At 59.1% G+C, this 25,938-nt stretch carries 26 protein-coding genes; 11 read left to right on the top strand and 15 right to left on the bottom strand.

Going from position 1 to position 25,938, the window contains the following annotated elements; translation table 11 throughout:
• Positions 1-7 precede the first annotated feature (7 nt).
• Together ALP40_RS13570 and ALP40_RS13565 are read left to right on the top strand one after the other, a co-directional pair.
• Entirely contained in the window at positions 8-220 is a 213-nt protein-coding gene (locus ALP40_RS13570; protein ID WP_003227496.1) for a cold-shock protein, read from the top strand.
• 83 nt (positions 221-303) lie between these two features.
• Entirely contained in the window at positions 304-789 is a 486-nt protein-coding gene (locus tag ALP40_RS13565) for an RDD family protein (RefSeq protein WP_122208945.1), read from the top strand.
• A gap of 57 nt (positions 790-846) precedes the next feature.
• Here ALP40_RS13565 and lptG read toward each other — a convergent pair whose 3' ends face one another.
• Positions 847-1,908 (bottom strand): LPS export ABC transporter permease LptG, encoded by a 1,062-nt coding sequence (gene lptG / locus ALP40_RS13560; protein ID WP_122208773.1) that lies wholly within the window; start codon positions 1,906-1,908, stop codon positions 847-849.
• Entirely contained in the window at positions 1,901-3,022 is a 1,122-nt protein-coding gene (lptF, locus tag ALP40_RS13555; RefSeq protein ID WP_122208772.1) for an LPS export ABC transporter permease LptF, read from the bottom strand. The genes lptG and lptF overlap by 8 nt, the downstream gene beginning before the upstream one ends.
• Before the next feature lie 317 nt (positions 3,023-3,339).
• Here lptF and ALP40_RS13550 point away from each other — a divergent pair, with 317 nt between their 5' ends.
• The 5 genes from ALP40_RS13550 (at position 3,340) to rlmF (ending at position 10,025) form a co-directional block, all read left to right on the top strand.
• The gene (locus ALP40_RS13550; RefSeq protein WP_122208771.1) at positions 3,340-4,830 is read left to right on the top strand and encodes a leucyl aminopeptidase; all 1,491 of its coding nucleotides are present in this window, start codon (positions 3,340-3,342) and stop codon (positions 4,828-4,830) included.
• A 57-nt stretch (positions 4,831-4,887) separates the two neighbouring features.
• A complete protein-coding gene (locus ALP40_RS13545; RefSeq protein ID WP_122208770.1) occupies positions 4,888-5,316 on the top strand; it encodes a DNA polymerase III subunit chi in 429 nt (142 codons plus the stop codon).
• Between the two features lie 7 nt (positions 5,317-5,323).
• A complete protein-coding gene (locus tag ALP40_RS13540) occupies positions 5,324-5,770 on the top strand; it encodes a DNA polymerase III subunit chi (RefSeq protein ID WP_122208769.1) in 447 nt (148 codons plus the stop codon).
• Positions 5,771-5,970: 200 nt separating this feature from the next.
• The gene (locus ALP40_RS13535) at positions 5,971-8,817 is read left to right on the top strand and encodes a valine--tRNA ligase (RefSeq protein WP_122208768.1); all 2,847 of its coding nucleotides are present in this window, start codon (positions 5,971-5,973) and stop codon (positions 8,815-8,817) included.
• 200 nt (positions 8,818-9,017) lie between these two features.
• Positions 9,018-10,025, top strand: a complete 1,008-nt coding sequence (rlmF, locus tag ALP40_RS13530; RefSeq protein WP_122208767.1) for a 23S rRNA (adenine(1618)-N(6))-methyltransferase RlmF — start codon at positions 9,018-9,020, stop codon at positions 10,023-10,025.
• Positions 10,026-10,195: 170 nt separating this feature from the next.
• Here the strand turns inward: rlmF and ALP40_RS13525 are convergent, their stop codons facing one another.
• A complete protein-coding gene (locus ALP40_RS13525; RefSeq protein WP_083186322.1) occupies positions 10,196-10,477 on the bottom strand; it encodes an HU family DNA-binding protein in 282 nt (93 codons plus the stop codon).
• A 394-nt stretch (positions 10,478-10,871) separates the two neighbouring features.
• Between ALP40_RS13525 and yejK the strand changes: the two genes are divergently transcribed.
• Together yejK and ALP40_RS13515 are read left to right on the top strand one after the other, a co-directional pair.
• Positions 10,872-11,873 carry a nucleoid-associated protein YejK gene (gene yejK / locus ALP40_RS13520; protein ID WP_122208766.1) on the top strand — a complete coding sequence of 334 codons (1,002 nt, stop codon included), beginning with the start codon at positions 10,872-10,874 and terminating at the stop codon, positions 11,871-11,873.
• Positions 11,874-11,878: 5 nt separating this feature from the next.
• On the top strand, positions 11,879-12,229 hold the full coding sequence (locus ALP40_RS13515) for a glutaredoxin family protein (RefSeq protein ID WP_122208765.1): 351 nt from the start codon (positions 11,879-11,881) through the stop codon (positions 12,227-12,229).
• Positions 12,230-12,531: 302 nt separating this feature from the next.
• Here the strand turns inward: ALP40_RS13515 and ALP40_RS13510 are convergent, their stop codons facing one another.
• The 8 genes from ALP40_RS13510 to ALP40_RS13475 form a co-directional block, all read right to left on the bottom strand.
• On the bottom strand, positions 12,532-13,464 hold the full coding sequence (locus ALP40_RS13510; protein WP_122208764.1) for a glutathione S-transferase family protein: 933 nt from the start codon (positions 13,462-13,464) through the stop codon (positions 12,532-12,534).
• A 63-nt stretch (positions 13,465-13,527) separates the two neighbouring features.
• Positions 13,528-13,881, bottom strand: coding sequence for a GIY-YIG nuclease family protein (locus ALP40_RS13505; protein ID WP_236439070.1), 354 nt, complete (start codon positions 13,879-13,881; stop codon positions 13,528-13,530).
• On the bottom strand, positions 13,874-14,365 hold the full coding sequence (locus tag ALP40_RS13500; RefSeq protein ID WP_122208763.1) for a nuclear transport factor 2 family protein: 492 nt from the start codon (positions 14,363-14,365) through the stop codon (positions 13,874-13,876). Before ALP40_RS13500 ends, ALP40_RS13505 begins: the two co-directional genes overlap by 8 nt.
• An 84-nt stretch (positions 14,366-14,449) precedes the next feature.
• Positions 14,450-15,682 carry a CynX/NimT family MFS transporter gene (locus ALP40_RS13495; RefSeq protein ID WP_122208762.1) on the bottom strand — a complete coding sequence of 411 codons (1,233 nt, stop codon included), beginning with the start codon at positions 15,680-15,682 and terminating at the stop codon, positions 14,450-14,452.
• Positions 15,683-15,849: 167 nt separating this feature from the next.
• Positions 15,850-16,614 (bottom strand): amino acid ABC transporter ATP-binding protein, encoded by a 765-nt coding sequence (locus ALP40_RS13490; RefSeq protein ID WP_122208761.1) that lies wholly within the window; start codon positions 16,612-16,614, stop codon positions 15,850-15,852.
• A 10-nt stretch (positions 16,615-16,624) separates the two neighbouring features.
• Positions 16,625-17,722, bottom strand: coding sequence for an amino acid ABC transporter permease (locus ALP40_RS13485; RefSeq protein WP_122208760.1), 1,098 nt, complete (start codon positions 17,720-17,722; stop codon positions 16,625-16,627).
• Positions 17,723-17,732: 10 nt separating this feature from the next.
• Complete coding sequence (locus ALP40_RS13480) at positions 17,733-18,914, bottom strand: amino acid ABC transporter permease (RefSeq protein WP_122208759.1); 1,182 nt, start codon at positions 18,912-18,914, stop codon at positions 17,733-17,735.
• 70 nt (positions 18,915-18,984) lie between these two features.
• The gene (locus ALP40_RS13475; RefSeq protein WP_122208758.1) at positions 18,985-20,013 is read right to left on the bottom strand and encodes an amino acid ABC transporter substrate-binding protein; all 1,029 of its coding nucleotides are present in this window, start codon (positions 20,011-20,013) and stop codon (positions 18,985-18,987) included.
• A 481-nt stretch (positions 20,014-20,494) separates the two neighbouring features.
• On the opposite strand from ALP40_RS13475, the gene ALP40_RS13470 reads away from it, so the two are divergent.
• Positions 20,495-21,154: an alpha/beta hydrolase gene (locus tag ALP40_RS13470; RefSeq protein ID WP_122208757.1), complete on the top strand. Its 660-nt coding sequence runs from the start codon at positions 20,495-20,497 to the stop codon at positions 21,152-21,154.
• Positions 21,155-21,271: 117 nt separating this feature from the next.
• Positions 21,272-22,738, top strand: a complete 1,467-nt coding sequence (rhlB, locus tag ALP40_RS13465; protein WP_122208756.1) for an ATP-dependent RNA helicase RhlB — start codon at positions 21,272-21,274, stop codon at positions 22,736-22,738.
• Positions 22,739-22,938: 200 nt separating this feature from the next.
• Here the strand turns inward: rhlB and moaE are convergent, their stop codons facing one another.
• The 4 genes from moaE to ALP40_RS13445 all read right to left on the bottom strand — a co-directional run bounded on the left by moaE (position 22,939) and on the right by ALP40_RS13445 (position 25,834).
• The gene (gene moaE, locus ALP40_RS13460; RefSeq protein WP_122208755.1) at positions 22,939-23,388 is read right to left on the bottom strand and encodes a molybdopterin synthase catalytic subunit MoaE; all 450 of its coding nucleotides are present in this window, start codon (positions 23,386-23,388) and stop codon (positions 22,939-22,941) included.
• Between the two features lie 2 nt (positions 23,389-23,390).
• On the bottom strand, positions 23,391-23,636 hold the full coding sequence (locus ALP40_RS13455) for a MoaD/ThiS family protein (RefSeq protein WP_122208754.1): 246 nt from the start codon (positions 23,634-23,636) through the stop codon (positions 23,391-23,393).
• Complete coding sequence (moaC, locus tag ALP40_RS13450; RefSeq protein WP_122208753.1) at positions 23,633-24,118, bottom strand: cyclic pyranopterin monophosphate synthase MoaC; 486 nt, start codon at positions 24,116-24,118, stop codon at positions 23,633-23,635. Before moaC ends, ALP40_RS13455 begins: the two co-directional genes overlap by 4 nt.
• A 321-nt stretch (positions 24,119-24,439) precedes the next feature.
• Positions 24,440-25,834 carry a PhoH family protein gene (locus ALP40_RS13445; protein WP_122208752.1) on the bottom strand — a complete coding sequence of 465 codons (1,395 nt, stop codon included), beginning with the start codon at positions 25,832-25,834 and terminating at the stop codon, positions 24,440-24,442.
• Positions 25,835-25,938 lie beyond the last annotated feature (104 nt).

Raw genomic sequence — 25,938 nt, 5'->3', positions numbered from 1 at the left:
TAAGCAAATGTCCACACGTCAGAGCGGTACCGTCAAGTGGTTCAACGACGAAAAGGGTTTTGGTTTTATCACTCCAGAAAGCGGTCCGGATCTGTTCGTACACTTCCGCGCGATTCAGGGTAACGGCTTCAAAAGCCTGAAAGAAGGCCAGAAAGTCACCTTCGTCGCAGTGCAAGGTCAGAAAGGCATGCAGGCTGACGAAGTTCAAGCCGAAGCCTAAGCAAAACCCGAAAGCCTCTGGCAGCGATGCCAGAGGCTTTTTTGCAGGTGAACCGCAACACTCATCGTGATCAGAGCCGCCCGATGCCCCGACACGTGCTTCACCCTCAAGGCGACTTTCAACCTGCAAGCCTGCCACGCCGCCTGGCCGCCATCAGCTACGACGCCTTGCTCTGTCTGGCCATCCAGCTGGTCACTGCCTTTATCTACAAACTGGTGCAAATGGCCTTTATTGGCGAGACACGGCTGCGTGAACTGTCCGAATCAGGCGCACTGGATGGCGACCCTGTGCTCTCTTCCATTCTGCTGCTGGTGACGTTCGGTTTTTTCGCCAAATTCTGGACCCACGCAGGCCAGACACTCGGTATGCAGGTGTGGGGAATACGCGTACAGAACGCAGACGGGACGGCGATAACGCTCATGCAGGCACTGCTGCGCTTCTTCTGCGCACTCGTATCCTGCCTGTGTGCAGGGCTCGGCTTCATCTGGAGCCTGCTCGACCCGCAGCAGCGCACCTGGCACGATCGATTCTCCAGCACCCGGCTGTTGCGATTACCCAAGCGAACGTAAAAACAGTCACCCATGAAAAAGCCGACATCATGTCGGCTTTTTCCTATCGGTTGACGGTCAACCCGCGCGGCGCAGCAACCACAGCCCCGCAATCGCACATACCGTCGCAGGCAGCAGCACTGCCAGCAGCGGCGGGAACCCGAACACCAGGCTCGAAGGGCCCAGCAAGTCTTGCACAATGCGGAACGTGAAGCCTACCAGAACACCCGTGAACACCCGCTGACCCAGCGTCACCGAGCGCAGCGGGCCGAAGATGAACGAGATCGCCATCAGCACCAACGCTACGGTCACTAACGGCTGCAGCACCTTGGTCCAGAACGCTAGCCAGTAACGGCCGTTGCTCAGGCCCTGGTCCGCCAGGTAGCGGGAATAGCTCCACAGGCCGCTGATCGACAGCGATTCGGGCGGCATGACCACCGTGTTCAGCAGTTGAGGGCTCAGGGCAACGTCCCAGCGCTCCAAAGGCGTATTGATCACCTCGGTCCTGCCCTCACGGAAATACGTGGTGGCTACGTCTTTCAATTCCCAGTAATCAGTCTTGAAATTCGCCTGACGGGCGAAACTCGATGTCAGCATGTGGCGCTGATCGTCAAACCGGTAACGGGTCACGCCGTACATCAGCCCATTGGGCTGAACCGTGTTGATATGGATGAATTCATCACCCTGACGATGCCATAGACCATGCTTGGCGCTTTGTGAGTCACCCGTGCCCTGTGCCAGCGAACGATTGGCCTGTGCCTGATTCTCGGCATAAGGCGCGACATACTCACCCACCAGCACGCCAGCCACCATCAGCAACAGCATGGGTTTCATCACTGCCCACACGATGCGGCCGATGGAAACACCCGCCGCGCGCATGATGGTCAGCTCGCTGCTGCTCGCCAGGCTGCCCAGGCCGATCAGGCAACCAATGAGCGCAGCCATCGGCAGCATGTCGTAGACACGTCGCGGCGCGGTCAGCATCACGAAGCTGCTGGCATCCCACAACGTGTAACTGTCCGAGATATCGCCCATCTCGTCGATGAACGCGAACAGCGAAGCCAGACCCAGGATAATCCCCAATACCGCAAGGATCGCCGTGAAAACGCTTTTACCGATATACCGATCGAGCTTAACCACGAGCCACCTCCGCAACACTACGGCGACTCGCCATCTTCAGCCGTAATGGCTCCCAGTAAAACAGCCCCAGACCTATCAGCAGAAACAGCCCGTGAACCCACCACATGCCCAGCGCCAGCGGCAGCTTGCCCTTTTCCAGTGCACCGCGAACCGCGATGAGGATGGTCAGGTAGGCCATGTACAGCAGGATGGCAGGCAGCAGTTTCAGGTAGCGCCCTTGACGCGGGTTGGCCCGGGACAGCGGCACCGCCATCAAGGTCACGATAAAGACCAGGATCGGCAGCGAGATACGCCATTGCAGTTCTGCGACGTAACGCGGCGTGGTGTTGCCGAACAGCTCGGTACTTGGAATCGCCTCACGGTCACTGACCTCGTTGCTGATTTCCGGCTTGGGCAACATCGCTGCGTAGGTGTCGTATTTGATCGCGCGATAATCGGCCTGGCCCGGGTTACCGTCGTAGCGGTAGCCGTTTTCCAGAATCAGGAACCGACTGCCGTCAGGCCGCACTTCCTGGTGCCCCTGCTGGGCCACCAGCACGGTGATGCCGCGCTCCTTGCTCTTGTCCGTGGACAAGCGCTTCTCAGAGATGAACACCCCGCTCAGCACAGAGCGGTCCTCGGACATCGCCTGCGTGTAGGTGATACGCGTGCCGTCACGCAACGCCTGGAAGCGACCCGGCACCAGCGTGTCGAACTCGGTCATGGCGTCCTGTTTGTTGATGAGCAGCGAAAACTGCGTCGCGCCCTGCGGAGCCAGACTGAAGCTCAACCACGCAACCAGCAGGGCCACCAGCGCAGCCGGGGCCATCGTGATGGCCAGCAGGCGCTGCTGACTCATGCCGGTTGCGGCAAGAACGGTCATCTCGCTTTCCAGATACAGGCGACCGTAAGCCAGCAGGATGCCCAGAAACAGCCCAAGCGGCAGAATCAGTTGCAGGAACCCTGGCAGACGAAAGCCCATGATCATGAACAGCACACCGGGATCCAGCGCGCCAGAGGCGGCCTGAGCCAGGTATTTGATGAAGCGTCCGCTCATGATGATGACCAGCAGCACGGCGCTGACCGCGCTCAAGGTAACCAGCACTTCTCGGGACAGATAACGAAAGACAATCAAACCAGACACTCCAGAGTTGTCAGGCTCAGGCAGCCAAACAAGGAAAATTTGTGAGCCACGGCAACCGGATATTCACGCCCGCAGAAACACGGGCCACCCAAAAATATGCGGCATTATCCTGTGATTGTGCGTTTCTGTCACTGCGCACTCGGGATAGTTCATCCAGACGCGTAGACAAGCGGCGTTGCGGGGTTGTCAGCAGTGATGCCGCAGGGTCAAACTGCGAGGCTTATCGCAGGCATTGTCCTTGAAAGACCATCGTCATGCCGCGTTCATCATTCGTATTGCGAATCTCATCGTTCAGTCGGGGACCCCACATGGAATTGGTTGTTAAAAGCGTAAGCCCAGAAACCTTGAAAACCGCGACCCTGGTTGTCACCGTCGGTGAGAGCCGTGTGCTGGGTAACGCTGCACAGAGCATCGACACCCTTAGTGGCGGCGCCATCGCGGCCGTTCTCAAGCGCGGCGACCTGGCGGGCAAGGTCGGTCAGAGCCTGCTGCTGCACAACCTGCCAAACCTGAAAGCCGAACGCGTGCTGCTGGTTGGCGTCGGTAAAGAAGCCGAATTGTCGGATCGTCAGCTGAAAAAAATCGTGGGCGGCGTCCTTTCGACGCTCAAGGGCCTGGGTGGCAGCGATGCGGCCCTTGCGCTGGACGATCTGTCGGTCAAGAACCGCGACACCTATGGCAAGGCTCGCCTGCTGGTTGAAGCCCTGGCTGATGGCGAATATGTATTCGATCGCTTCAAGACCCAGAAGGCCGAAGTCCGCGCTCTGAAAAAAATCACCCTGTTGACCGCCAAGGTCAGCGTCGCCGATGTCGAGCGCGCCGCCACTCACGCCCAGGCCATCGCTACCGGCATGGCGCTGACCCGTGATCTGGGCAACCTGCCGCCGAACATCTGCCACCCGACCTACCTGGGCGAAGAAGCCAAGGCGCTGGGCAAGGCGCACAAGAATCTGAAAGTGGAAGTGCACGACGAGAAGAAGCTCGCCGAACTGGGCATGGGCTCTTTCCTCGCCGTGGGACAAGGCAGCACCCAGCCGCCGCGCCTGATCGTGATGAACTACCAGGGCGGCAAGAAAGGCGACAAACCATTCGTGCTGGTCGGTAAAGGCATCACCTTCGACACCGGCGGCATCAGCATCAAACCAGCCGCCGGCATGGACGAAATGAAATTCGACATGTGCGGTGCAGCCAGTGTTTTCGGCACCCTGCGCGCCGTACTGGAGCTGAAACTGCCGATCAACCTGGTCTGCATCCTGGCCTGCGCCGAAAACATGCCGAGCGGCAACGCAACCCGTCCGGGCGACATCGTGACCACCATGAGCGGCCAGACCGTCGAGATCCTCAACACTGACGCCGAAGGCCGTCTGGTGCTGTGTGATGCCCTGACCTACGCCGAGCGTTTCAAGCCTCAGGCCGTGATAGACATCGCGACCCTGACGGGTGCCTGCGTGGTTGCACTGGGTGGTCACACCTCCGGCCTGCTGGGCAACAACGACGCGCTGATCCATCAGTTGCTCGACGCTGGCAAGCAGGCTGACGACCGCGCCTGGCAGTTGCCGTTGTTCGACGAGTATCAGGAGCAGCTGGACAGCCCGTTCGCCGACATCGCCAACATCGGCGGCCCGAAAGGCGGCACCATCACCGCAGCCTGCTTCCTGTCGCGCTTCACCAAGGCCTATGACTGGGCGCACCTGGATATCGCCGGTACTGCATGGCTGAGCGGCGGCAAGGAAAAAGGCGCCACCGGTCGTCCGGTTCCGCTGCTGACCCAATACCTGCTCGACCGCGTCGGGGCGTAAGGAACGTGACGTGGTGTACCGATCGCAGATCGATACACCACACTTTCCGGAACGAACATGACTCAAGTCGACTTCTACATTCTCCCCACTCAGGATCCGGCAGCTCGTCTGGATTTTGCCTGCAAGCTCACCGAAAAAGCCTGGCGTCTGGGGCACAAGGTCTACCTGCACTGCAGCGATGCGGCGCAACGCGACGACCTCGATGCCCGACTCTGGCGTTTCCGGGGCGAAGTCTTTTTGCCCCACGGCGATGCCGAGAGCGATCACGACGCCCCCGTTGTGCTGGGCATTGGCGATGATGCGGGCACGCACCAAGACTTGCTGGTCAATCTGGACCTGCGTATTCCGGCCTTCTTCAAACGCTTCGCCCGAGTGGCGGAAGTGGTGGTGGAAGACCCGGCCATACGTCTTGCCGCACGCGAGAGTTTCCGTTCTTACCGCGAACAAGGCTATCCTCCGCAAGATCACCGATTGCAGCGTCTTTGAGGACACGATGGACACTTCAAAAAAAGCTGAATCCGCGCATTTGCTGGACGATCTCGAATCGATCCGCCAACTGCTCGGCGACGACTCGATTCAACCACCACTGCTGACCGACACGGTTCATCGTGAAGGACAGATTCCTTTGTTGTTCGACGTGGTCGGCAACAAGCACACGACTGCCCATGACGACGATTTCGATGACAGCGAGATTCCGACCCTGACGACAGATACGCCTGTTCTGCCAGAGCCGCCGGCGACGCCCGTACTTCAGGCACCCGCACCCGTCGGAGCTACACCTGAACCCGATGCCCTGTTGCACCTGGACAGTGAGCTTCGTGCCGCAGCCCAACTGATCCTGCAGGATGTGATCGACGACTTCGCGCCGCACATCGAGAACGAGATCAAACGACGCCTGGAAGCTAGACTGGAGCGGTTGTTGGCGCAGCAGAATAAGTGAGGTGTGCGGCGGATTCTTAACGCCACGCCCTCCTTGCCATTGACGTTTGAAACGCAAGTATCGCCCCTCGCCCAACCGCCGTTAACGGGCAGATCTACCAGGAAAGCAGTCAACCAGTCGCCCAGCGCCTGTGGCTTGTCACTTGCTCACAGGGCTATACTTGCCGGTTTCCGAATCAATGCCACAGGTTCCCGCCGCGCATGGACAAGACTTACCAGCCGCACGCCATCGAAACTTCCTGGTACCAGACCTGGGAGTCAGAGAACTATTTCGCTCCGCAGGGGGCTGGTGACGCGTACACCATCATGATCCCGCCGCCGAACGTCACCGGCAGTCTGCACATGGGCCACGGTTTCAATAACGCAATCATGGACGCCCTGATCCGTTTCCGTCGCATGCAGGGCCGCAATACCCTGTGGCAGCCAGGCACCGACCACGCCGGTATTGCCACGCAAATGCTGGTAGAGCGCCGTCTTGAAGCGCAAGGCGTGAGCCGTCATGACATCGGCCGCGAGAAGTTTCTGGACAATATCTGGGAATGGAAAGCCGAGTCCGGTGGCAACATCAGCCGTCAGATCCGTCGTCTGGGTTCGTCCGTCGACTGGAGCCGCGAGCGCTTCACGATGGACGATGGCCTGTCCGAGGCTGTTAAAGAAGCCTTCGTGCGCCTGCATGAAGACGGCCTGATCTATCGCGGCAAGCGCCTGGTCAATTGGGACACCAAACTGCACACGGCCATCTCGGACCTCGAAGTGGAGAACCACGACGAGAAGGGTCACCTGTGGAATCTGCGTTATCCACTGGCAGACGGTGCGAAAACCGCTGAAGGTCTGGATTACCTGATCGTCGCCACCACGCGTCCGGAAACAATGCTCGGTGACGCCGCCGTCGCGGTAAACCCTGAGGACGAGCGGTACAAGGCGTTGATCGGCAAGTTCGTGGAACTGCCTCTGGTCGGCCGTCGCATTCCGATCATTGCCGATGACTACTGCGATCCTGAATTCGGCACCGGCTGCGTGAAAATCACCCCGGCCCATGACTTCAACGACTACGAAGTCGGCAAGCGCCACAACCTGCCGCTGCTGAACATCTTTGACAAGAACGCCACTGTTCTGCCTGCCGCTCAGGTATTCAACCTCGACGGCACGCTGAATGAAACCGTTGACGGTACCCTGCCTGCCGAGTACGCAGGCCTGGACCGCTTCGAAGCCCGCAAGCGCATCGTCGCCGCCTTTGACGCCGCCGGCCTGTTGGTCAGCGTTGATGACCACGCGCTGAAGGTCCCGAAAGGCGACCGTTCCGGCACCATCATCGAGCCGTGGCTGACAGACCAGTGGTACGTGTCCACCAAGCCGCTGGCCGAGCCTGCCATCGCTGCGGTCGAAGACGGCCGCATCGCCTTTGTACCCAAGCAGTACGAAAACATGTATTTCTCGTGGATGCGCGACATCCAGGATTGGTGCATCAGCCGTCAGCTCTGGTGGGGCCACCGCATTCCGGCCTGGTACGACGAGTCCGGCAAGGTCTATGTAGGCCGCGATGAAGCCGAAGTCCGTGCCAAGCACAACCTGGGGCCGGACGTTGCACTGCAACAGGACAACGACGTGCTCGACACCTGGTTCAGTTCGGGGCTGTGGACGTTCTCCACCCTTGGCTGGCCGGAAAAGACCGAAGCGCTGAAAACCTTCCACTCCACCGATGTGCTGGTGACCGGTTTCGATATCATTTTCTTCTGGGTTGCCCGGATGATCATGCTCACCATGCACTTGGTGAAAAACGAAGACGGCACACCACAAGTGCCGTTCAAGACGGTGTACGTACACGGTCTGGTGCGTGATGGCCAGGGTCAGAAAATGTCCAAGTCCAAGGGCAATGTGCTGGACCCGCTGGACATCGTCGACGGCATCGATCTGGAAACCCTGGTGGAGAAACGCACCAGTGGTTTGATGCAGCCGCAACTGGCCAAGAAGATCGAGAAGCAGACCCGTCAGGAATTCGCCGAAGGCATCGCCAGCTACGGCACCGACGCCCTGCGCTTTACCTTCTGCTCGCTGGCGTCCACCGGTCGCGACATCAAGTTCGACATGGGCCGCGTCGAAGGCTATCGCAACTTCTGCAACAAGATCTGGAACGCCGCGCGCTATGTGCTCGACAAGGGCGAAGACTGCGGCCAGAACGGCGAGGCTGTCGAGCTGTCGCTGGCAGATCGCTGGATCATCTCGCAGTTGCAACGAACCGAAGCCGAAGTGACCCGTCAACTGGACCAGTTCCGCTTCGACCTCGCGGCCCAGGCGCTATACGAGTTCATCTGGAACCAGTATTGCGACTGGTATCTGGAGCTGTCCAAGCCTGTACTGTGGGACGAAACCGCACCGGTCGAGCGTCAGCGCGGTACACGTCGCACACTGGTTCGCGTTCTGGAAGTTGCGCTGCGTCTGGCGCACCCGTTCATGCCGTTCATCACCGAAGAAATCTGGCAGCGCCTTGCGCCGCTGGCCGGTGTCGAAGGCAAGACCATCATGCTGCAAGCCTGGCCGGTGGCCAACGAAGCACGCATCGATCAAGCCGCCGAAGACGACATCGAATGGCTCAAGGGCCTGATGCTGGCCGTGCGTAACATTCGTGGGGAAATGAACATCGGTCCGGGCAAGCCCCTGCAACTGTTCCTCAAGAATGTGACCGCCGAAGACCAGCGTCGCCTGAGCGAAAACGATTACCTGCTCAAGAAGCTGGCCAAGCTGGAATCCATGACCGTGCTGACCGACGGTGCCGAAGCGCCATTGTCGGCGACCGCGCTGGTCGGCGATATGGAAGTGCTGGTGCCGATGGCCGGACTGATCGACAAGGGCGCCGAGCTTGCGCGTCTGGACAAGGAAATCCAGCGCTTGCAAGGCGAAGTGCAACGCGTGGGCGGCAAGCTGTCCAACGCAGCCTTCGTCGACAAGGCACCGCCTGAAGTCATCGCCAAGGAACGCGCCAAACTGACCGAAGCCGAGCAGGCTCTGGGTAAGCTGGCCGAGCAGCACGCACGTATCGCCAGTCTGTAAGGCGACCACAAGCCAGCCCGTTCGCGGGCTGGCTTTTTATTTGGCATACATAAACGCTGACCTATTCGCGAACACGCTGCCGCTGAGCCAGTGTCGAGCACCTGTGGGCATGTGCTGTCTCGCAGCTGGCACAGGACCGTGGACATGAGCTTGCTCGCGAATAGGCCCGCTAACGCGACACAACGGCTGAAATCATTCCCATGATCGATAAACCAAAACCTCCCCGCAAAAAACCTCAGCGCAACGTCAAGCCTGCGCCGCCTCGCGAGAAGGCCACGCTGCACCCGCGCAACAGGCACCAGGGCCATTACGACTTTCCCAAGCTGATCAAAGCCAGCCCTGAGCTTGCGACGTTCGTGATCCTCAATCCTTATGGAAAGGAGAGCATCGACTTTGCCAACCCACAGGCCGTGCGGGTATTCAACCGTGCGTTACTCAAAGCGTTCTATGGCATCGCGCATTGGGACATTCCAGCCGATTACCTGTGCCCGCCGATTCCGGGCCGTGCCGATTATCTGCACTTCCTGGCCGACCTGCTGGCCGAGGGCAACGGCGGCGTGATCCCGCGCGGCGCTTCGGTGAAGGCGCTGGACATCGGCACCGGCGCCAACTGCATTTACCCGCTCGTGGGGCACAGTGATTACGGCTGGCATTTCGTAGGCTCGGACATCGACAGCACGGCGATTGCCGCAGCGACCACCATCGTCAAGGCCAATGCCCTGCACAAGGCCATCAGCGTGCGCCTGCAGGCCAATCGCAAGCACATCCTGGTGGAACTGCTCGACAGCAACGAACGCTTCGATGTGAGCCTCTGCAACCCGCCCTTCCACGCCTCACTGGAAGAAGCGCAGCGTGGCAGCCAGCGTAAATGGCGCGCCTTGGGTAAAGCTGATCCGAAACGCAAACTGCCGGTGCTCAATTTTGGCGGGCAATCCCAGGAGCTGTGGTGCGAAGGCGGCGAGATCGGTTTCGTGACCCAACTCATCCAGGAAAGCGCACTCATACCGACTCAGGTGCTGTGGTTCAGCACGCTGGTGTCCAAAGCCTCCAACCTGCCACCGATCCAAAGCGCTCTCAAGAAAGCCGGCGCGCTGGACGTCAAGGTCGTGGAGATGGGCCAAGGGCAAAAGCAGAGCCGCTTCGTGGCCTGGACGTTTCTGGACAAGGCGCAGCAGAGTGCATGGCGGCAGACGACTGTCTCGCAATGACGGAATTGCCTGCGACTTGAAGTGAATGTGATAGCAACGAGCGGACGCAGAGTGTCCTGAGAGGCATTACCACGCTGGAGCGTGGGAACGATCGATCATGCATTCACAGCGCCCACAAAAAAGCCGCGCCCGGTATCCGGTGCGCGGCTTTTTCAACAGCAAGCGTGTGCTTACTTGTTGATCGAGTCGTTCAGCACTTTGGCCGGTACGAACTTGATGACTTTCTTGGCAGCGATTTCGATGGCTGCGCCAGTCGAAGGGTTACGGCCAGTGCGAGCTGGACGCTCGGTCACTTTCAGTTTGCCGATGCCCGGCAGAGTGATTTCGGCACCGTTTTCCAATTGGTCGGCAACAATTTGGCCCAATTGCTCAAGAGCATTACGCGCGGTGGTTTTTGGCGCGTCGATAGCTTCAGCGATATCGGCGATCAATTGGTCTTTAGTAAGAGCCATGGTGGTGTTCCTTCCCTATCAAATTCATTTGGATTGCAGAGCGCAACGTCGGCCAGCAGCCAGGCAATGAACCTGGCCACACGCTAGCAGCCACGATTAATCGCGAAATGTAGATTCTGAAACCGGGTATTGGTTCGGCCTACGCGTACACAAACTGCATGCTTGACGCGCTAAGGTGCGCAAGACCGCGCAAAACTAGCACAGAGCCGGGTAAATATCCGCCTCTACCTATCCTTTTGGTCAGGTTTTAACAGTAATTGTCCACTATTTGACCTGCATTCAGGCGTCGGCGGCGAAAACCAGCCCCCTCCAGGCCATTCAATGCGAGCCTGCGTTACACTGGCGGCCTTGCAACGAGCTGCACGCTCTTCCTCTTTTTCCAGCCGAGAAGCCCATGCCGATCCGCCATTGCATCGTCCACCTGATCGACAAGAAACCCGACGGTACGCCCGCTGTTCTCCATGCACGTGACTCCGAACTTGCTGAGTCCCAGGCCATCGAGAACATGCTGGCTGACCTCAACGAAAGCTACAACGCCAAACAAGGCAAGGCATGGGGGCTGTTCCACGCCGAGTCCGGCGCCCATCCTTTCAGCGGCTGGCTGAAAGAGTACCTGGACGGCGGCAAGGACTTCACTGCGTTCTCCCGCGTTGCGGTGGAGCACCTGCAGAAGTTGATGGAGGAGTCCAACCTGTCGGTCGGCGGACATGTGTTGTTCGCTCACTACCAGCAAGGGATGACCGATTACATGGTCATCGCCCTGCTGCACCACAGCGAAGGTGTGGCGGTGAACGAAGAATTGGACGTGACCCCTTCCCGCCACCTGGACCTGGGCCAACTGCACCTTGCTGCACGGATCAATATGTCCGAATGGCAGAACAACAAACAGTCCAAGCAGTACATCTCGTTCATCAAGGGTAAGAACGGCAAGAAGGTGTCGGAATACTTCCGCGATTTCATCGGCTGTCAGGAAGGCGTCGATGGGCCAGGCGAAACCCGCACGCTGCTCAAGGCGTTCAGCGACTTCGTGGAAAGCGAAGACCTGCCCGAAGATTCAGCGCGCGAGAAGACCAAGACACTGGTCGATTACGCCAGCAGCCAGAGCAAGATGGGCGAGCCGATGGGGCTGGAGGAGCTGTCCGAACTGATCGATGAAGAACGGCCACGCGCGTTCTACGATCACATCCGCAACAAGGACTACGGCCTGTCGCCAGAGATTCCAGCCGATAAGCGCACGCTCAATCAGTTCCGCCGCTTCACCGGGCGCGCTGAAGGCTTGTCGATCAGCTTTGAAGCACACCTGCTGGGTGACAAGATCGAGTATGACGAAACCGCAGGCACATTGATCATCAAGGGTCTGCCGACCCAACTGACCGATCAGTTGAAGCGGCGGTAACCGAGATGCTGATGCGCACGCTCAAAAAAGTCGCCCTGATCATGCTGGTGGTGGTGATCTATCAGAATTGGGGCAGGATCGAACACTTCGTCAATCCGCCGCCCGAAAGCGTTGCGCAGAGCTACAGCCAGGCGAAGGTGGTGATGTACGCGACCGATTGGTGCGGCTACTGCAAACAGACCCGCCGCTTCCTCGACAGCAAAGGCATTCCCTATCGGGAATACGACATCGAAAAATCCGAAGAAGGCCGCAAGGCTTACGAAGCGCTTGGCGGACGCGGCATCCCGTTGATTGACGTCAACGGCACGCTTATCCGCGGTTTTGCGCCTGATGACATATTGGCGGCGCTGAAGTAGCGGGATTGCGTCGCCCCACGCGCAGAGAATAAAGGCCAACGTAGGAGCGAGCCTTCTCTTATCAAACAGCCTGTCACTGACTGAAGACGCACGATTGTGTGGGAGCAGACCGGGCGGCGTTCCGTTTGTCCGCGAAAAGGTTGCATAGCCGATGAAGGTTCAGCGACTGAAATGTAGCGCTCGCGGACAAGTCAGCTCCCACGGCCCGGTGTTTGCTGCGCGGCAGCGCCACGTCAAAGACGTGGAGCGGCCTCCCACTGGATAGTCATATGCGTAGAAACGATCAATCGCCGGGTTCCACATCACCGTTTATCGATCTTGAATCCCAGCCTAGGGAAATGCACATGCACGACACCCGCACGGTCGTCTTCGCGGCGCAGGATCAACTCTTCAGACCCGGCAAACACCAACTCCCCCTCCACGGCATCAACGCCGTAATCGACGGCTGATACTGCAACCCGGTCACCGGCCTTGAACCCATTGGGATCAAGAAAGGACTCGTCGGGCAGTGGCGCAGGTGTAGCGTTTCGGGCGATCTCGACCGCCTCGGCCGAACTCAGGTCGCTGTGCGCGCCATGACCGAAGCCCAGCACACGACCAAGCCAGGCGCTGACGTCCGGATAATCGTCGACGAACGGAGCGGTCACGGGCGTCTGCTTGAGGAACCACAAGGTGTGCGCGACGCTGAAATCGGCAATGGACGGCTCACCGAATAGGAAATCGCCGTTACGCGACAACTGCGACTCAAGGCGCGCCATGAACACCGGCCATTGATGCTTGGCCTGTTCGGCACTCAAGCGCGTGGCGCTGCCGCCGGTGAACAGCGATGAACGATCTGCCACGAACGCCTTGGCCGCTTCAGGCGCAACCTTGGCGAAGCGCACCGCCAGCGACTCCGGCTGGAACACCAGACTCACCGCGTGCATGAACAGCACTGAATCGCCCCACGCAGCCAGACTGGCCACCGTGAACTCATGCCCTTCGGGGTAAAACGTCGGGGACGCCTTTTCCTGCTCCAGACGCCGCGCCATCAGTGCCGTGTCGCAATAGATATCCGCGCCCACCTGCAACACCGGTGTCTTGCGGTAGCCGCCGGTGAGCGCCGTCAGGTCAGGTTTCGGCATGATCGAAGGGATGGTCACCGATCGCCAGGAAAGGCCTTTGAACCCCAACATCAAGCGCGCTTTTTCGGCAAACAGCGAGGTGGAGTAGTGGTGAAGAATCAACTCGGACATGTTCGGCCTCGGGCATTGGGAAAGCCAACAGCTTAACCCGCGCTTACCGCCCCGCCTACGGACTCAGCCGGATGACCCGACATCACGCTCATGGATGGACACACGCACCGCCACGCCTTCATAGCTGGCCGCCAGCGACTCCTTGGCGGACTTGCGCAGCTTCTTGATCAGCCGCTCGTGACGCAGCGCTTCCCCCTTGCTGAGGTGTTGCTCGACATACACCAGCGCCACTGCGGGGCTTGAACAGAAAAACCGCGCACCTTTGCCGCTCTGGTGAGCGGCAAAACGTCGAACCGGGTCATCGCTGATGCCGCAATACAGAGAACCATTGGCAGCGCGCACCAGATAGACGAACCAGGGCTTGCCGAGCACAGGTTCGTTGATAGTTTCACAGGCAACCGGACGTGAATCAGGCACGGCGGCTCTCGGTGAACGTTTTCAGCCCCTTCCGGGCCTGACCGCGAATCGCATTCTGAACCAGCGGCGTCCAGCCCAGCAAAAGGCCCTTGGCACCCAGCGCCTGACGCGACCAACGCCACAGATCGAAGTGGTCATGGTGCTCGCAGATCAAGCCGTCGCGAAACACGAACCGCGCCTGAATGTCGTTGACCACGGTGCGCCCGGTCTGGCTGAACAGGTAGGTCGCCACCCAATGGGCTGTTCCGGCGCGGTCGTCTGCGCGTACCTGATCGAACACCACCGAAAAATTCTGGGCTCGCGAGGTCAGCATGCGCCACATGTCGCCTGCCTGACGGCCTCGCAACTCACCAAACACCGGATCGCTGAACAGCACATCCTCGGTGTAACAGGCGCTCATCGCCTCGGCATCCAGTTGAGCGAACGCCTCGTAGAAACGGGTAATGAGCGCGCTGTTGGCCTGGCTTTCTTCTTCGTAACTCATGCGTGCAGATCCCTTGGCAAAAGATGCGTGCACGATAAGCGGCAAACGCCTCGGGAGCTACCAACATTTAGCAAACAAATAAGGTTATTGGACCTTCTCACTGCTCACCTGAACATACAGCGAGCGCCCCGCGCCCATGCCCGCGATCATGGCGCCGACACCCAACACGGCAAAAATCCAGCCGAGTGCATTCCAGTTGCCCGTCACGTCATGCACGACCCCGACGGCAAAGGGTCCCATCGACGCAATGGTGTAGCCAAACCCCTGAGCCATGCTCGACAGGTTGGCCGCCACGTGAGAGTCCCGGGAACGCAGCACGATCAGCGCCAGCGCCAGACTGAACGTACCGCCCTGCCCCAGCCCCAGCAGAATCGCCCAACCCCAAAGCCCGTCCAGCGGCGCATACAGACAGCCGAACAACCCGGTCAGGGTCAGCGACATGACCAGCATGATCGCCAGGCGCTGATCCTTGCCACGGGTAGCCAGCCACGGCGCGCTCAGGGCGCTGATGACTTGCACGATGATCGACCCCGATAGCAGCAGACCCGCCTGGGTCGGGGTCAGGCCACGACCGATCAGAATCGACGGCAACCAGCCAAATACAATGTAGGAGAGCGACGATTGCAAGCCCATATACAGCGTGACCTGCCAGGCGAGCCGGTCACGCAGCAGCCCTTGAACGCGATACACATCACGGTGGGTGCCATGCGTTTCCCACGCCTGGGGCAGCCAGAACAGCGCCGCGATAATTGCCGGAATCAACCAGAAACCCAGTCCGATCTTCCAGCTGTCATCGAAATAGTGGCTCAAGGGAACGGTCGAGCCGGCAGCAATAGCCGCGCCTAGACACAACGCCATCGTGTAGACGCCCGTCATGGCACCCGCCTGCTTCGGAAAATCGCGCTTGACGATACCCGGCAGCAGCACGCCGATAATCCCGATGCTCGCACCGGCCATCAGGCTGCCGGTGAACAGGCCGAACTCGCCGAACAGGCTGCGCACCGCCAGCCCAGACGCCAGCACCAGCAGGATCACCAGCACCACACGCTCGCTACCGAAGCGACGCGCCAGAATCGGTGCCAGCGGCGCGAACAGGCCCAGGCACAGCACGGGCAAGGTAGTCAGCAAACCCGCCTCGGCGGCAGACATGCCAAGGCTGTCGGAGACGTTGTTGAGCAGCGGTGCGATGCTGGAGAGCGCCGGACGCAAATTGAGGGCGACCAGCACCAGGCCAAACAGCAACAGCCAGGGGCGCTTGAGGATCGGGTGAGTCGGTGCGGTGGCAGGATCGGGGCTGGGTTGAGCCTTGGCAGTCATCAGTTTCTCGGCAATCAGGTATGTCGACCCGTTTCAGGGGGCAAGTATCCTGTTGGAGAACGATCACGAATACAAGGTTCAGGCGAGACTGCATACAAACGCGACACCTGCCCAGACAAGAAAAAACCGGGCGCAAGGCCCGGTTTTCCTGTGTTGCAACTGACGACTCAGTGAATGATCTGGCTGAGGAACAGTTTGGTACGGTCGCTTTGCGGGTTGTCGAAGAAGTCGTTTGGCGCAGCCTGTTCGACGATTTCGCCTTTGTCCATGAAGATCACCCGGTTCGCCACGGTACGGGCAAAGCCCATCTCGTGAGTCACGCAGAGCATGGTCATGCCTTCTTCCGCCAGGCCGACCATTGTGTCGAGCACTTCCTTGACCATTTCCGGGTCGAGTGCCGAGGTGGGCTCGTCGAACAGCATGATCTTGGGCTTCATGCACAGCGCACGGGCAATCGCCACACGCTGCTGCTGACCACCGGAGAGTTGGCCCGGAAATTTATGCGCCTGCTCTGGAATGCGTACGCGCTCCAGGTAATGCATGGCGATTTCTTCGGCTTTCTTCTTCGGCATCTTGCGAACCCACATCGGCGCCAGCGTGCAGTTCTGCAGGATGGTCAAGTGCGGGAACAGGTTGAAATGCTGGAACACCATGCCGACTTCCCGGCGGATGGTTTCGATCTGCTTCAAGTCCGAAGTCAGCTCGGTGCCATCGACGACGATCCGGCCCTGCTGGTGCTCTTCCAGACGGTTCAGGCAACGAATCGTGGTCGACTTGCCGGAGCCCGATGGGCCGCACAGTACGATTCGCTCGCCCTGACGCACGTTCAGGTTGATGTCCTTGAGTACATGGAACTGGCCGTACCACTTGTGGACGCCCTCCATGCGGATCATGCCTTCAGCGCCCAGAGGCTTGGTGATAACTTCACTCATGTCAAAACTCCTAACGCTTGTGGCCTGTGTCCAGCTTACGTTCCAAATGCATGGAATAGCGGGACATACCGAAACAGAAGATCCAGAACACCAGGGCCGCGAACACGTACCCCTCGGTCGCCATACCCAGCCATGCAGGGTCGGCGGTGGCTTGCTTGACGCTGTTGAGCAGGTCGAACAGGCCGATGATGATCACAAGGCTGGTGTCCTTGAACAGGGCGATGAAGGTGTTGACGATGCCGGGGATGACCATCTTCAACGCCTGCGGCAGGATCACCAGACCCATGCTGCGCCAGTAGCCCAGGCCCATTGCAGCGGCCGCTTCGTACTGACCCTTTGGAATCGCCTGCATGCCACCGCGCACCACTTCAGCCACGTAGGCCGACTGGAACAGGATGACGCCGATCAGCGCACGCAGCAGCTTGTCGAAGTTCATCCCTTCAGGCATGAACAGCGGCAGCATGACCGAGGACATGAACAGCACCGTAATCAACGGTACGCCGCGCCAGAACTCGATGAAGGTCACGCACACCACGCGTACCGCCGGCATGTTGGAACGACGCCCCAACGCCAGCAGAATGCCCAGCGGCAACGCACCGGCAATGCCGACCGTGGCAATCACCAGGGTCAGCATCAAGCCGCCCCACTGGCTGGTCGGTATGGTCGACAGACCGAACGCACCGCCGTGCAGCAGGTAGAACGCAACGACCGGGTAGATCACCAGGTAAGCGATACCGTAGAGGGCCTTGCGCGGGAATTTCGAAATGAACAGCGGTGCAGCCCCCACGATGGCGAGGATAGCGGTCAGATCGACCCTCCAGCGCAGCTCGGTGGGAAAGTATCCATACATGAATTGGCCGAAGCGCTGCTGAACGAATACCCAGCAGGCGCCAGCCTTGGTGCAATCTTCCTTGGTGGTGCCGATCCAGTTCGCATCCAGCAGGGCCCAACTGATCATCGGCGGGACGATCAGGTAGATCAGGTACAGCGACAGCAGTGTCAGGATCGTGTTGATCCAGCTGGAGAACAGGTTCTCCCTCATCCACGCCACGGGGCCGAACACTTTACCCGGTGGTGGCATATCAGGTTTGAAAGTATGGGTCGTCATGCGCGTTTCCTCACCGCTCGATCAGCGCAATGCGCTTGTTGTACCAGTTCATCAGCAGGGAAATGCTGATACTGATCGCCAGGTACACGCTCATGGTGATGGCAATGACTTCGATCGCCTGCCCGGTCTGGTTGAGCACCGTACCGGCAAACAGAGAAACCATTTCCGGATAACCGATGGCAGCCGCCAGCGATGAGTTCTTCGCCAGGTTAAGGAACTGGCTGGTCAACGGCGGGATGATCACTCGCAATGCCTGCGGGATGATGACCTTGCGCAACGTAGGACCCGGACGCAGCCCCAGCGAACGAGCAGCCTCGGTCTGGCCGTGGCTGACCGACTTGATGCCCGAACGTACGATTTCAGCGATGAACGCTGCGGTATAAATAGTCAACGCCAGGGTCAACGAGATCAGCTCCGGGATCAGTACCCAGCCGCCACTGAAGTTGAAGCCTTTGAGCTGTGGCATTTCCCAGTGCACGGGGCTGCCGACGATCAGCATGCTCAGGCCCGGAATGACCAGCAGCAACGCCAGCGCTGTCCAGAACTTGTGAAACGGCTGGCCGGTGGCCTCGAAACGCTTGTTGGCCCAACGGACCATCATGACCACGGCAACGACGGCGATCAACACGCTGACCAGAAACGCCACCATGCCTTCGGCAGGCAACGCCCGGGGCATGTTCAGGCCACGGCTGCTGACGAAAAACATGTCGAAGTAGCCATGCGCCTGGCGCGGACCGGGCAGCGTCAGGAAGACCGCGGTGTACCAGAACAGGATCTGCAGCAGTGGCGGAATGTTGCGGAAGACTTCCACATACACCGTCGCCAGCTTGCTGATCATCCAGTTGGGAGACAGACGGGCAATACCAATGATGAAGCCCAGTAGGGTCGCCAGGATGATCCCGATGACTGAAACCAGCAGGGTATTGAGCAGGCCGACGACAAACACGCGGGCATAGCTGTCCGCTTCGGTGTAGTCGATCAAATGCTGAGCGATACCGAAACCGGCACTGCGTTCAAGAAAGTCGAAGCCGGAGGTGATTCCCCGGTGCTGCAGGTTGGTCTGGGTGTTGTCAAACATGAACCAGCCTAACGAGACCACCGCGATGACCGTGATGATCTGAAACAACCACGCGCGCACTTTCGGATCGCTCAGAGTGAGCTTTTGCTTGGGTGCGACGATTTGCTTTTCCATGAAATGCCCCAGGAAAAATCGAACAGAACAACGCCCGACAGGCCGGGAAGCCTGCCGGGCGTCGGGTCAATCAGCGGATAGGTGGAGCGTACTGGATGCCGCCAGCGTTCCACAAAGCGTTCTGACCGCGCTTGATTTTCAGCGGGGTGGCCTCGCCCAGGTTGCGTTCGAACATCTCGCCGTAGTTACCCACTTGCTTGACGATCTGCACGACCCAGTCCTTTGGCAGCTTCAGGTCTGCACCGTAGGCACCGTCAGCGCCGAGCATACGGGCAACGTCCGGGTTCTTGGTCGACTTGGCTTCAGCCTCAACGTTCTGAGAAGTGATTTTGGCCTCTTCTGCGTTCAGCATCGCGAACAGGGTCCACTTGACGATGGAGAACCACTCTTCGTCGCCTTTACGTACGACAGGGCCCAAGGGCTCCTTGGAAATCACTTCCGGCAGAACGACGTAATCGTCCGGCTTGGCCAGCTTGCTGCGCTGTGCGTAGAGCTGCGACTGGTCGGAAGTCAGCACGTCGCAACGGCCGCCTTCCAGCGACTTGGCGCTTTCATCGGAGGTGTCGAAAGTGATCGGGGTGTACTTCAGGCCGTTGGAGCGGAAGTAGTCGGAGACATTCAGCTCGGTGGTGGTGCCTGCCTGGATGCATACGGTGGCGCCGTCCAGTTCCTTGGCGCTTTTGACGCCCAGCTTGTTGTTCACGAGAAAGCCGATGCCGTCGTAGTAAGTCACGCCGGTGAACACCAGACCCATGCCCGAATCGCGGGAGCTGGTCCAGGTGGTGTTACGCGAAAGAACATCGATTTCGCCCGATTGCAATGCCGTGAAACGCTCTTTGGCGTTCAACTGGCTGAACTTGACTTTGGTGGCGTCGCCAAACACGGCAGCGGCAACTGCGCGGCACACATCGGCGTCGATGCCGGTGATTTTGCCCGACGCGTCTGGCACGGAAAACCCTGGCAGGCCATCGCTGACGCCGCACTGAACAAACCCTTTTTTCTTCACAGCATCGAGCGTGGCACCTGCGTTAGCAGCCCCCACCACACCCAATGCTGCCAATGCTGTTACAACCGCCAGGGTGGATTTCAACATCTTCATTCAAAATCTCCAGTTTGCTCTTTGTTGTGTAGGAGTTTCAGTGGCATCGCACCCTTGTGAGGCATAAATGACCCGTGCTGGCTTTTTTTTGGGTCATGCGTGGCCGGACCTGAATCATGAAGCGCCTGCAAGATCATCTCGTCAGGCATCCTCATCATTCAAAACGGTCCCTGGACTGTCGCCCCGTGTTTTCCCGAACCCGAACGGTGCAGGGTCAATCGTGCCGCGAATCCTGACGCATGGACTCCGATGCTGCTTTTCGACCGTCACAAGTAATAGCTTTATAGTGTTACCGAACGATGAGAGCACACAGTCTCCAGACGTCTTGTAGCAAAGCCCGTACCAGCATGGTGGCGATGTTGAATTAACGACAGGTCAAGACAAAAACTTGTACCCTTGCGACATCTTCTTTCATATTTAAACAAGCTGCGCACTCTATTAATGCGCTCAAAAAGCGCCCGCGCACAAAAATGGAGCAGTCATGAGCGAACCCCTAATCCTTGAACCGTCCGGCACTCCTGATGCGTGCGTCATCTGGTTGCATGGCCTGGGTGCCGACCGCTACGACTTCATGGCGGTTGCCGAAACCTTGCAAGAGTCTTTACTGACCACCCGCTTCGTTCTCCCTCAGGCCCCGACACGAGCGGTCACCGTCAATGGCGGCTATCAAATGCCGAGCTGGTATGACATCAAAGCCATGAGCAGCGAGGCCCGCGCCATCGATCACGATGAGATGGAAGCCTCGGCGCAGCAGGTGTTGAACCTCATCGAGCAGCAACGTGACGGTGGCATCGACCCGGCGCGAATCTTTCTGGCAGGCTTTTCCCAAGGCGGTGCGGTGGTGTTACACGCAGCCTATCTGCGCTGGCAGGGACCGCTCGGCGGGGTGCTGGCGCTGTCTACTTATGCACCGACATTCAACAAACAGATGACGCTTTCTGCCAGCCAGCAGCGCATCCCTGCACTCTGCCTGCATGGCCAGCATGACGAAGTGGTTCATAACGTGATGGGCCGGACCGCCTATGAGCATTTGAAGGCGCAAGGTGTCACCGCTCAATGGCAAGAGTACTCAATGGGGCATCAAGTGTTACCGCAGGAAATTCACGACATCGGCGTTTGGCTGGGCGAAAAGCTGCGCTGAAATCCGATCCGCAGCGCTCTGGCCCGAGCCGTTCTGTAGCGCAACACGGATGACACTACGCCGAGCACGGTTCTTGCTTTACACTGCTCGGCGTACATTCCTTAACCAATTGACGAGATGACCGTGCTCAAAGCACTCAAAAAGATGTTCGGTAAAAGCGAGGCCGAACCACTCGCGCCCGTTCCGGCAGCACCTATCCCCGCCCCTGCCATGCCTGTTCACGACCTGAATCAGGGTCAGAACCCGGATCACTCCGCTCAGGTAGCCGAAACGGCCATTGAGCCTGCTCGTGTCAGAGCGCCACGCGCCGACAAGCCAAAGGCCGAGCGCCCGCGTCGCGAACGTGTAGAGAAGCCGCCCGCCCCTGCCTGGAAACTCGAAGATTTCGTCGTTGAACCGCAGGAAGGCAAAACCCGTTTTCACGATTTCAACCTTGCCCCTGAGCTGATGCACGCCATTCAGGATCTGGGCTTCCCGTACTGCACGCCGATCCAGGCGGGCGTATTGGGTTACACCCTCAAAGGCAAAGACGCTATCGGCCGCGCCCAGACCGGCACTGGCAAGACTGCGGCATTCCTGATTTCGATCATCGAGCAACTGACTCAGACCCCGCCGCCTGCCGAGCGATACATGGGTGAGCCGCGCGCACTGATCATTGCGCCGACCCGGGAACTGGTCGTGCAGATCGCCAAGGACGCCACCGACCTGACCAAGTACACGAACCTGAACGTCATGACATTCGTCGGCGGCATGGACTTCGACAAACAGCTCAAGCAACTGGAAGCGCGTCACTGCGACATTCTGGTCGCCACACCGGGCCGCCTGCTGGACTTCAACCAGCGCGGCGAAGTGCATCTGGACATGGTCGAAGTCATGGTGCTGGACGAAGCGGACCGCATGCTGGATATGGGCTTCATTCCGCAGGTGCGTCAAATCATTCGCCAGACACCGCACAAGGGCGAGCGCCAGACGTTGCTGTTCTCGGCGACCTTCACCGAAGACGTCATGAACCTCGCCAAACAATGGACGACAGATCCGTCCATTGTCGAGATCGAGTCGTTGAACGTGGCCAGTGACAATGTTGAGCAGCATATCTATGCAGTGGCTGGCGCCGACAAGTACAAGTTGCTGTACAACCTGGTCAACGATAATAGTTGGGAACGCGTGATGGTCTTCGCCAACCGCAAGGACGAGGTGCGCCGCATCGAAGAACGGCTGGTGCGGGACGGCGTCAATGCCGCGCAACTGTCAGGTGATGTGCCGCAGCACAAGCGGATCAAGACCCTCGAAGGCTTCCGCGAAGGCAAGATTCGCGTACTGGTGGCCACTGATGTTGCCGGTCGCGGCATCCACATCGATGGTATCAGCCACGTGATCAACTTCACGCTGCCGGAAGTGCCGGATGATTACGTACACCGCATCGGCCGTACCGGCCGCGCAGGTGCAGATGGCGTGTCGATCAGCTTCGCCGGTGAAGACGACTCGTATCAGTTGCCTGCCATCGAAGAAAAGCTGGGCCGCAAGATCAGTTGCGAAACGCCGCCGACCGAACTGCTGCGTGCAGTGGTGCGTCGTACGACCTGAGTGTTTTCACCTGAAAGATGGCCGCGCCAATGCTTCGCGTTGGCACGCTGCCCGGGACGCAGAGCGTTCTGAGAGGCATTCACACGCAGAGCATGAGGAACGATCAGTCAAACCTGCCGCTTCATCGATCGTTCCCTACGCGCCGCGCTCATCGTTATCCACAAGTCTGCCTCAACACTGATCGTCCTTTTCACGCAGACTCACTTCCAGCGGTCAGCCGCCGCATGATCGCTGTCGCGCCCTTCCACCCAACGCTGACCTTCCGGCGTGTTCTCACGCTTCCAGAACGGTGCGCGGGTTTTCAGGTAATCCATGACGAAATCACAGGCCTCGAATGCGGCCTGACGATGCGCACTGGCGACGCCGACGAAAACGATCGGCTCACCCGGCTCCAGCGCACCGACCCGATGCAGCACATCCAGGCGCAACAATGGCCAGCGCTGCTCGGCTTCGGTGACGATCCTGGCCAGCGCCTTTTCGGTCATGCCCGGGTAGTGCTCCAGGAACATGCCGGACACGTCGCGACCATCATTGAAGTCGCGCACGTAACCCACAAAACTGACCACCGCACCGATGCCGACGTTGGCCGCATGCAACGCGTTGACCTCAGTGCCTGGATCGAACGCTGCCAACTGCACGCGAATCGTCATGATCAGCCCCCGGTCACGGTCGGAAAGAACGCGACTTCATCGCCATCCTGCAACGGCTCATCCAGTTGGCACAGCTCCTGATTGCGGGCGCACATCAGGTTCTGCTCGCCCAACACCTGCCAGGCCTCGCCGCGTTGCAGCAGGTGCTGGCGCAAGGTGTCCAGGGTTGCGAAATCGCCCTCGACCCGCTCGCTGTCGAGCCCGAGCGTTTCGCGATAGCGCGCGAAATACTGAACCTGCAGCTTCATTGACCGGCCTCCACATCGTCAGCGATGAAGTGACCGCTCTTGCCACCGAGTTTTTCCAGCAGGCGCACCGACTCAATGACCATGCCGCGATCCACCGCCTTGCACATGTCATAAATCGTCAAGGCCGCAACACTGGCGGCTGTCAGCGCTTCCATTTCCACGCCCGTCTGCCCGGCCAACTTGCAGCGCGCCATGATGCGCACGGCGTCGTCGCCTTCGGCGGTGAGTTCGACCTTGACGCTGGTCAGCATCAACGGATGGCAAAGCGGGATCAAGTCGCTGGTTTTCTTTGCTGCCTGAATACCCGCAATACGGGCCACAGCGAATACGTCGCCCTTGGGGTGACCACCGCTGACAATCATTTGTAGCGTGGCAGGCAGCATGCGCACACGCGCACAGGCCACGGCTTCACGGGACGTCACCGCTTTATCGGTGACATCGACCATATTGGCGCGGCCTTGGGAATCGAGATGAGTCAGCACAGTTCTACTCCTGAACAGGAGCGGAGATTGTAAACCTAAATGTGAGGGATAGGGCTGGGGGCGCTGCCGGGTTGGCACTTGATCGTGCCAATGCTGTGCATCACATTCCAGAGCGAACAAGGAGCGTCCCGAGCGGCGTTACCACGCAGGAGTGGGAACGATCATCGAAACTGATACATCCGACAACTATGCAGCGGCCGAAATATTGTATTCGCGGACAAGCGGCGCGCCGCCCTGTCCGCTCCCACGTTCTGGCATCGCATTCCTCCATGAGGACTTGTGTATAACGATGAGCGCCAGAGCGTGGGCACAGTCAACAACTTACAAATGGCTCTCCGCGTACTCGGCCAGTATCGAGCGAGGCACACCTTGCAGGGTGATGTGAACGCCGTTGGGGAAGTCCTTGAAGCGCTCCGTCAGGTAGGTCAGCCCGGAACTGGTGGCCGACAGGTAAGGGGTGTCGATCTGCGCCAGGTTACCCAGGCAGACCACTTTTGAACCGGCACCGGCACGGGTGATGATGGTTTTCATCTGGTGCGGGGTCAGGTTCTGGCATTCGTCGATCAGGATCAGACTCTGCTGAAAGCTGCGGCCCCTGATGTAGTTGAGGGATTTGAACTGCAGCGGCACCTTGCTGAGAATGTAGTCGACGCTGCCATGCGTGCTTTCGTCGTCCATATGCAGCGCTTCGAGGTTATCGGTAATTGCCCCAAGCCACGGCTCCATCTTTTCTGCTTCGGTGCCCGGCAGGAAGCCGATTTCCTGATCGAGCCCTTGCACGCTGCGGGTCGCGATGATGCGGCGATAGCGCTTGGTGACCATTGTCTGTTCGATGGCAGCCGCCAAAGCCAGAATGGTTTTACCCGAACCTGCCGCGCCCGACAGGTTGACCAGATGGATATCCGGATCGAGCAAGGCAAACAGCGCCAGCCCTTGATAAATGTCTCGCGGCTTCAGGCCCCAGGCTTCCTGATGCAGCAGCGGCTCCTGGTGCATGTCCAGAATGAGCAACTCGTCATTCTTGACGCCCTTGATCCAGCCGACAAACCCTTGCTCGTCGACGATGAACTCGTTGATGTGAACCGCAGGCAAGGCCTCAGTGAGCTGCACCCGATGCCAGGTACGCCCGCGTTCCTGACGGGTATCGACCTTGTTGACCCGATCCCAGAACGAACCGGTCATGTCGTGGTAGCCACGGGACAACAGCGAGACATCGTCCACCAGCTGGTCAGTGCTGTAATCCTCGGCATCGATGCCACAGGCGCGTGCCTTGAGACGCATGTTGATGTCTTTGGTCACCAGCACCACGCTCAAGTCCTTGTTGCGCGCGTGCAGGTCGATCAATTGATTGATGATGATGTTGTCGTTCAAATGCTCGGGAAGCAGGCTGTTGGGTTCCTCGCGCTTGCTCATCAGAATCGACAGGAAACCTTTGAAAACGCCGGTGCCACGGTCGATCGGCACACCCTTTTCCACTTCTTCGGGTGACGCCTCGCCCAGTGTCTTGTCGATCAGGCGAATTGCCTGCCGGCACTCGGCAGCCACTGAATGCTTGCCTGCTTTGAGTTTGTCCAGTTCCTCCAGAACAGTCATGGGAATGGCGACGTGGTGTTCTTCGAAATTCAATAATGCGTTTGGATCGTGGATCAAAACATTGGTATCGAGCACGTAAAGGATTGGCTGGTTAGTAGAGGGGCTGCGTCCGTGATCATCCATACTCGCTCACCTTTGTAGAAGCCAGGCGACGCAGAACCACGACAGTGCTGCGCCACGAAAAGGCCGCCGGTTTTCTTCCCTTCAGGCAGGGTAGAAATGTTGCT

Origin of the sequence: Pseudomonas viridiflava (assembly GCF_003702045.1) — a bacterium.
Classification (GTDB): Bacteria; Pseudomonadota; Gammaproteobacteria; order Pseudomonadales; family Pseudomonadaceae; genus Aquipseudomonas; species Aquipseudomonas viridiflava_C.
This window is presented reverse-complemented; position numbering and strand designations above follow the sequence as displayed.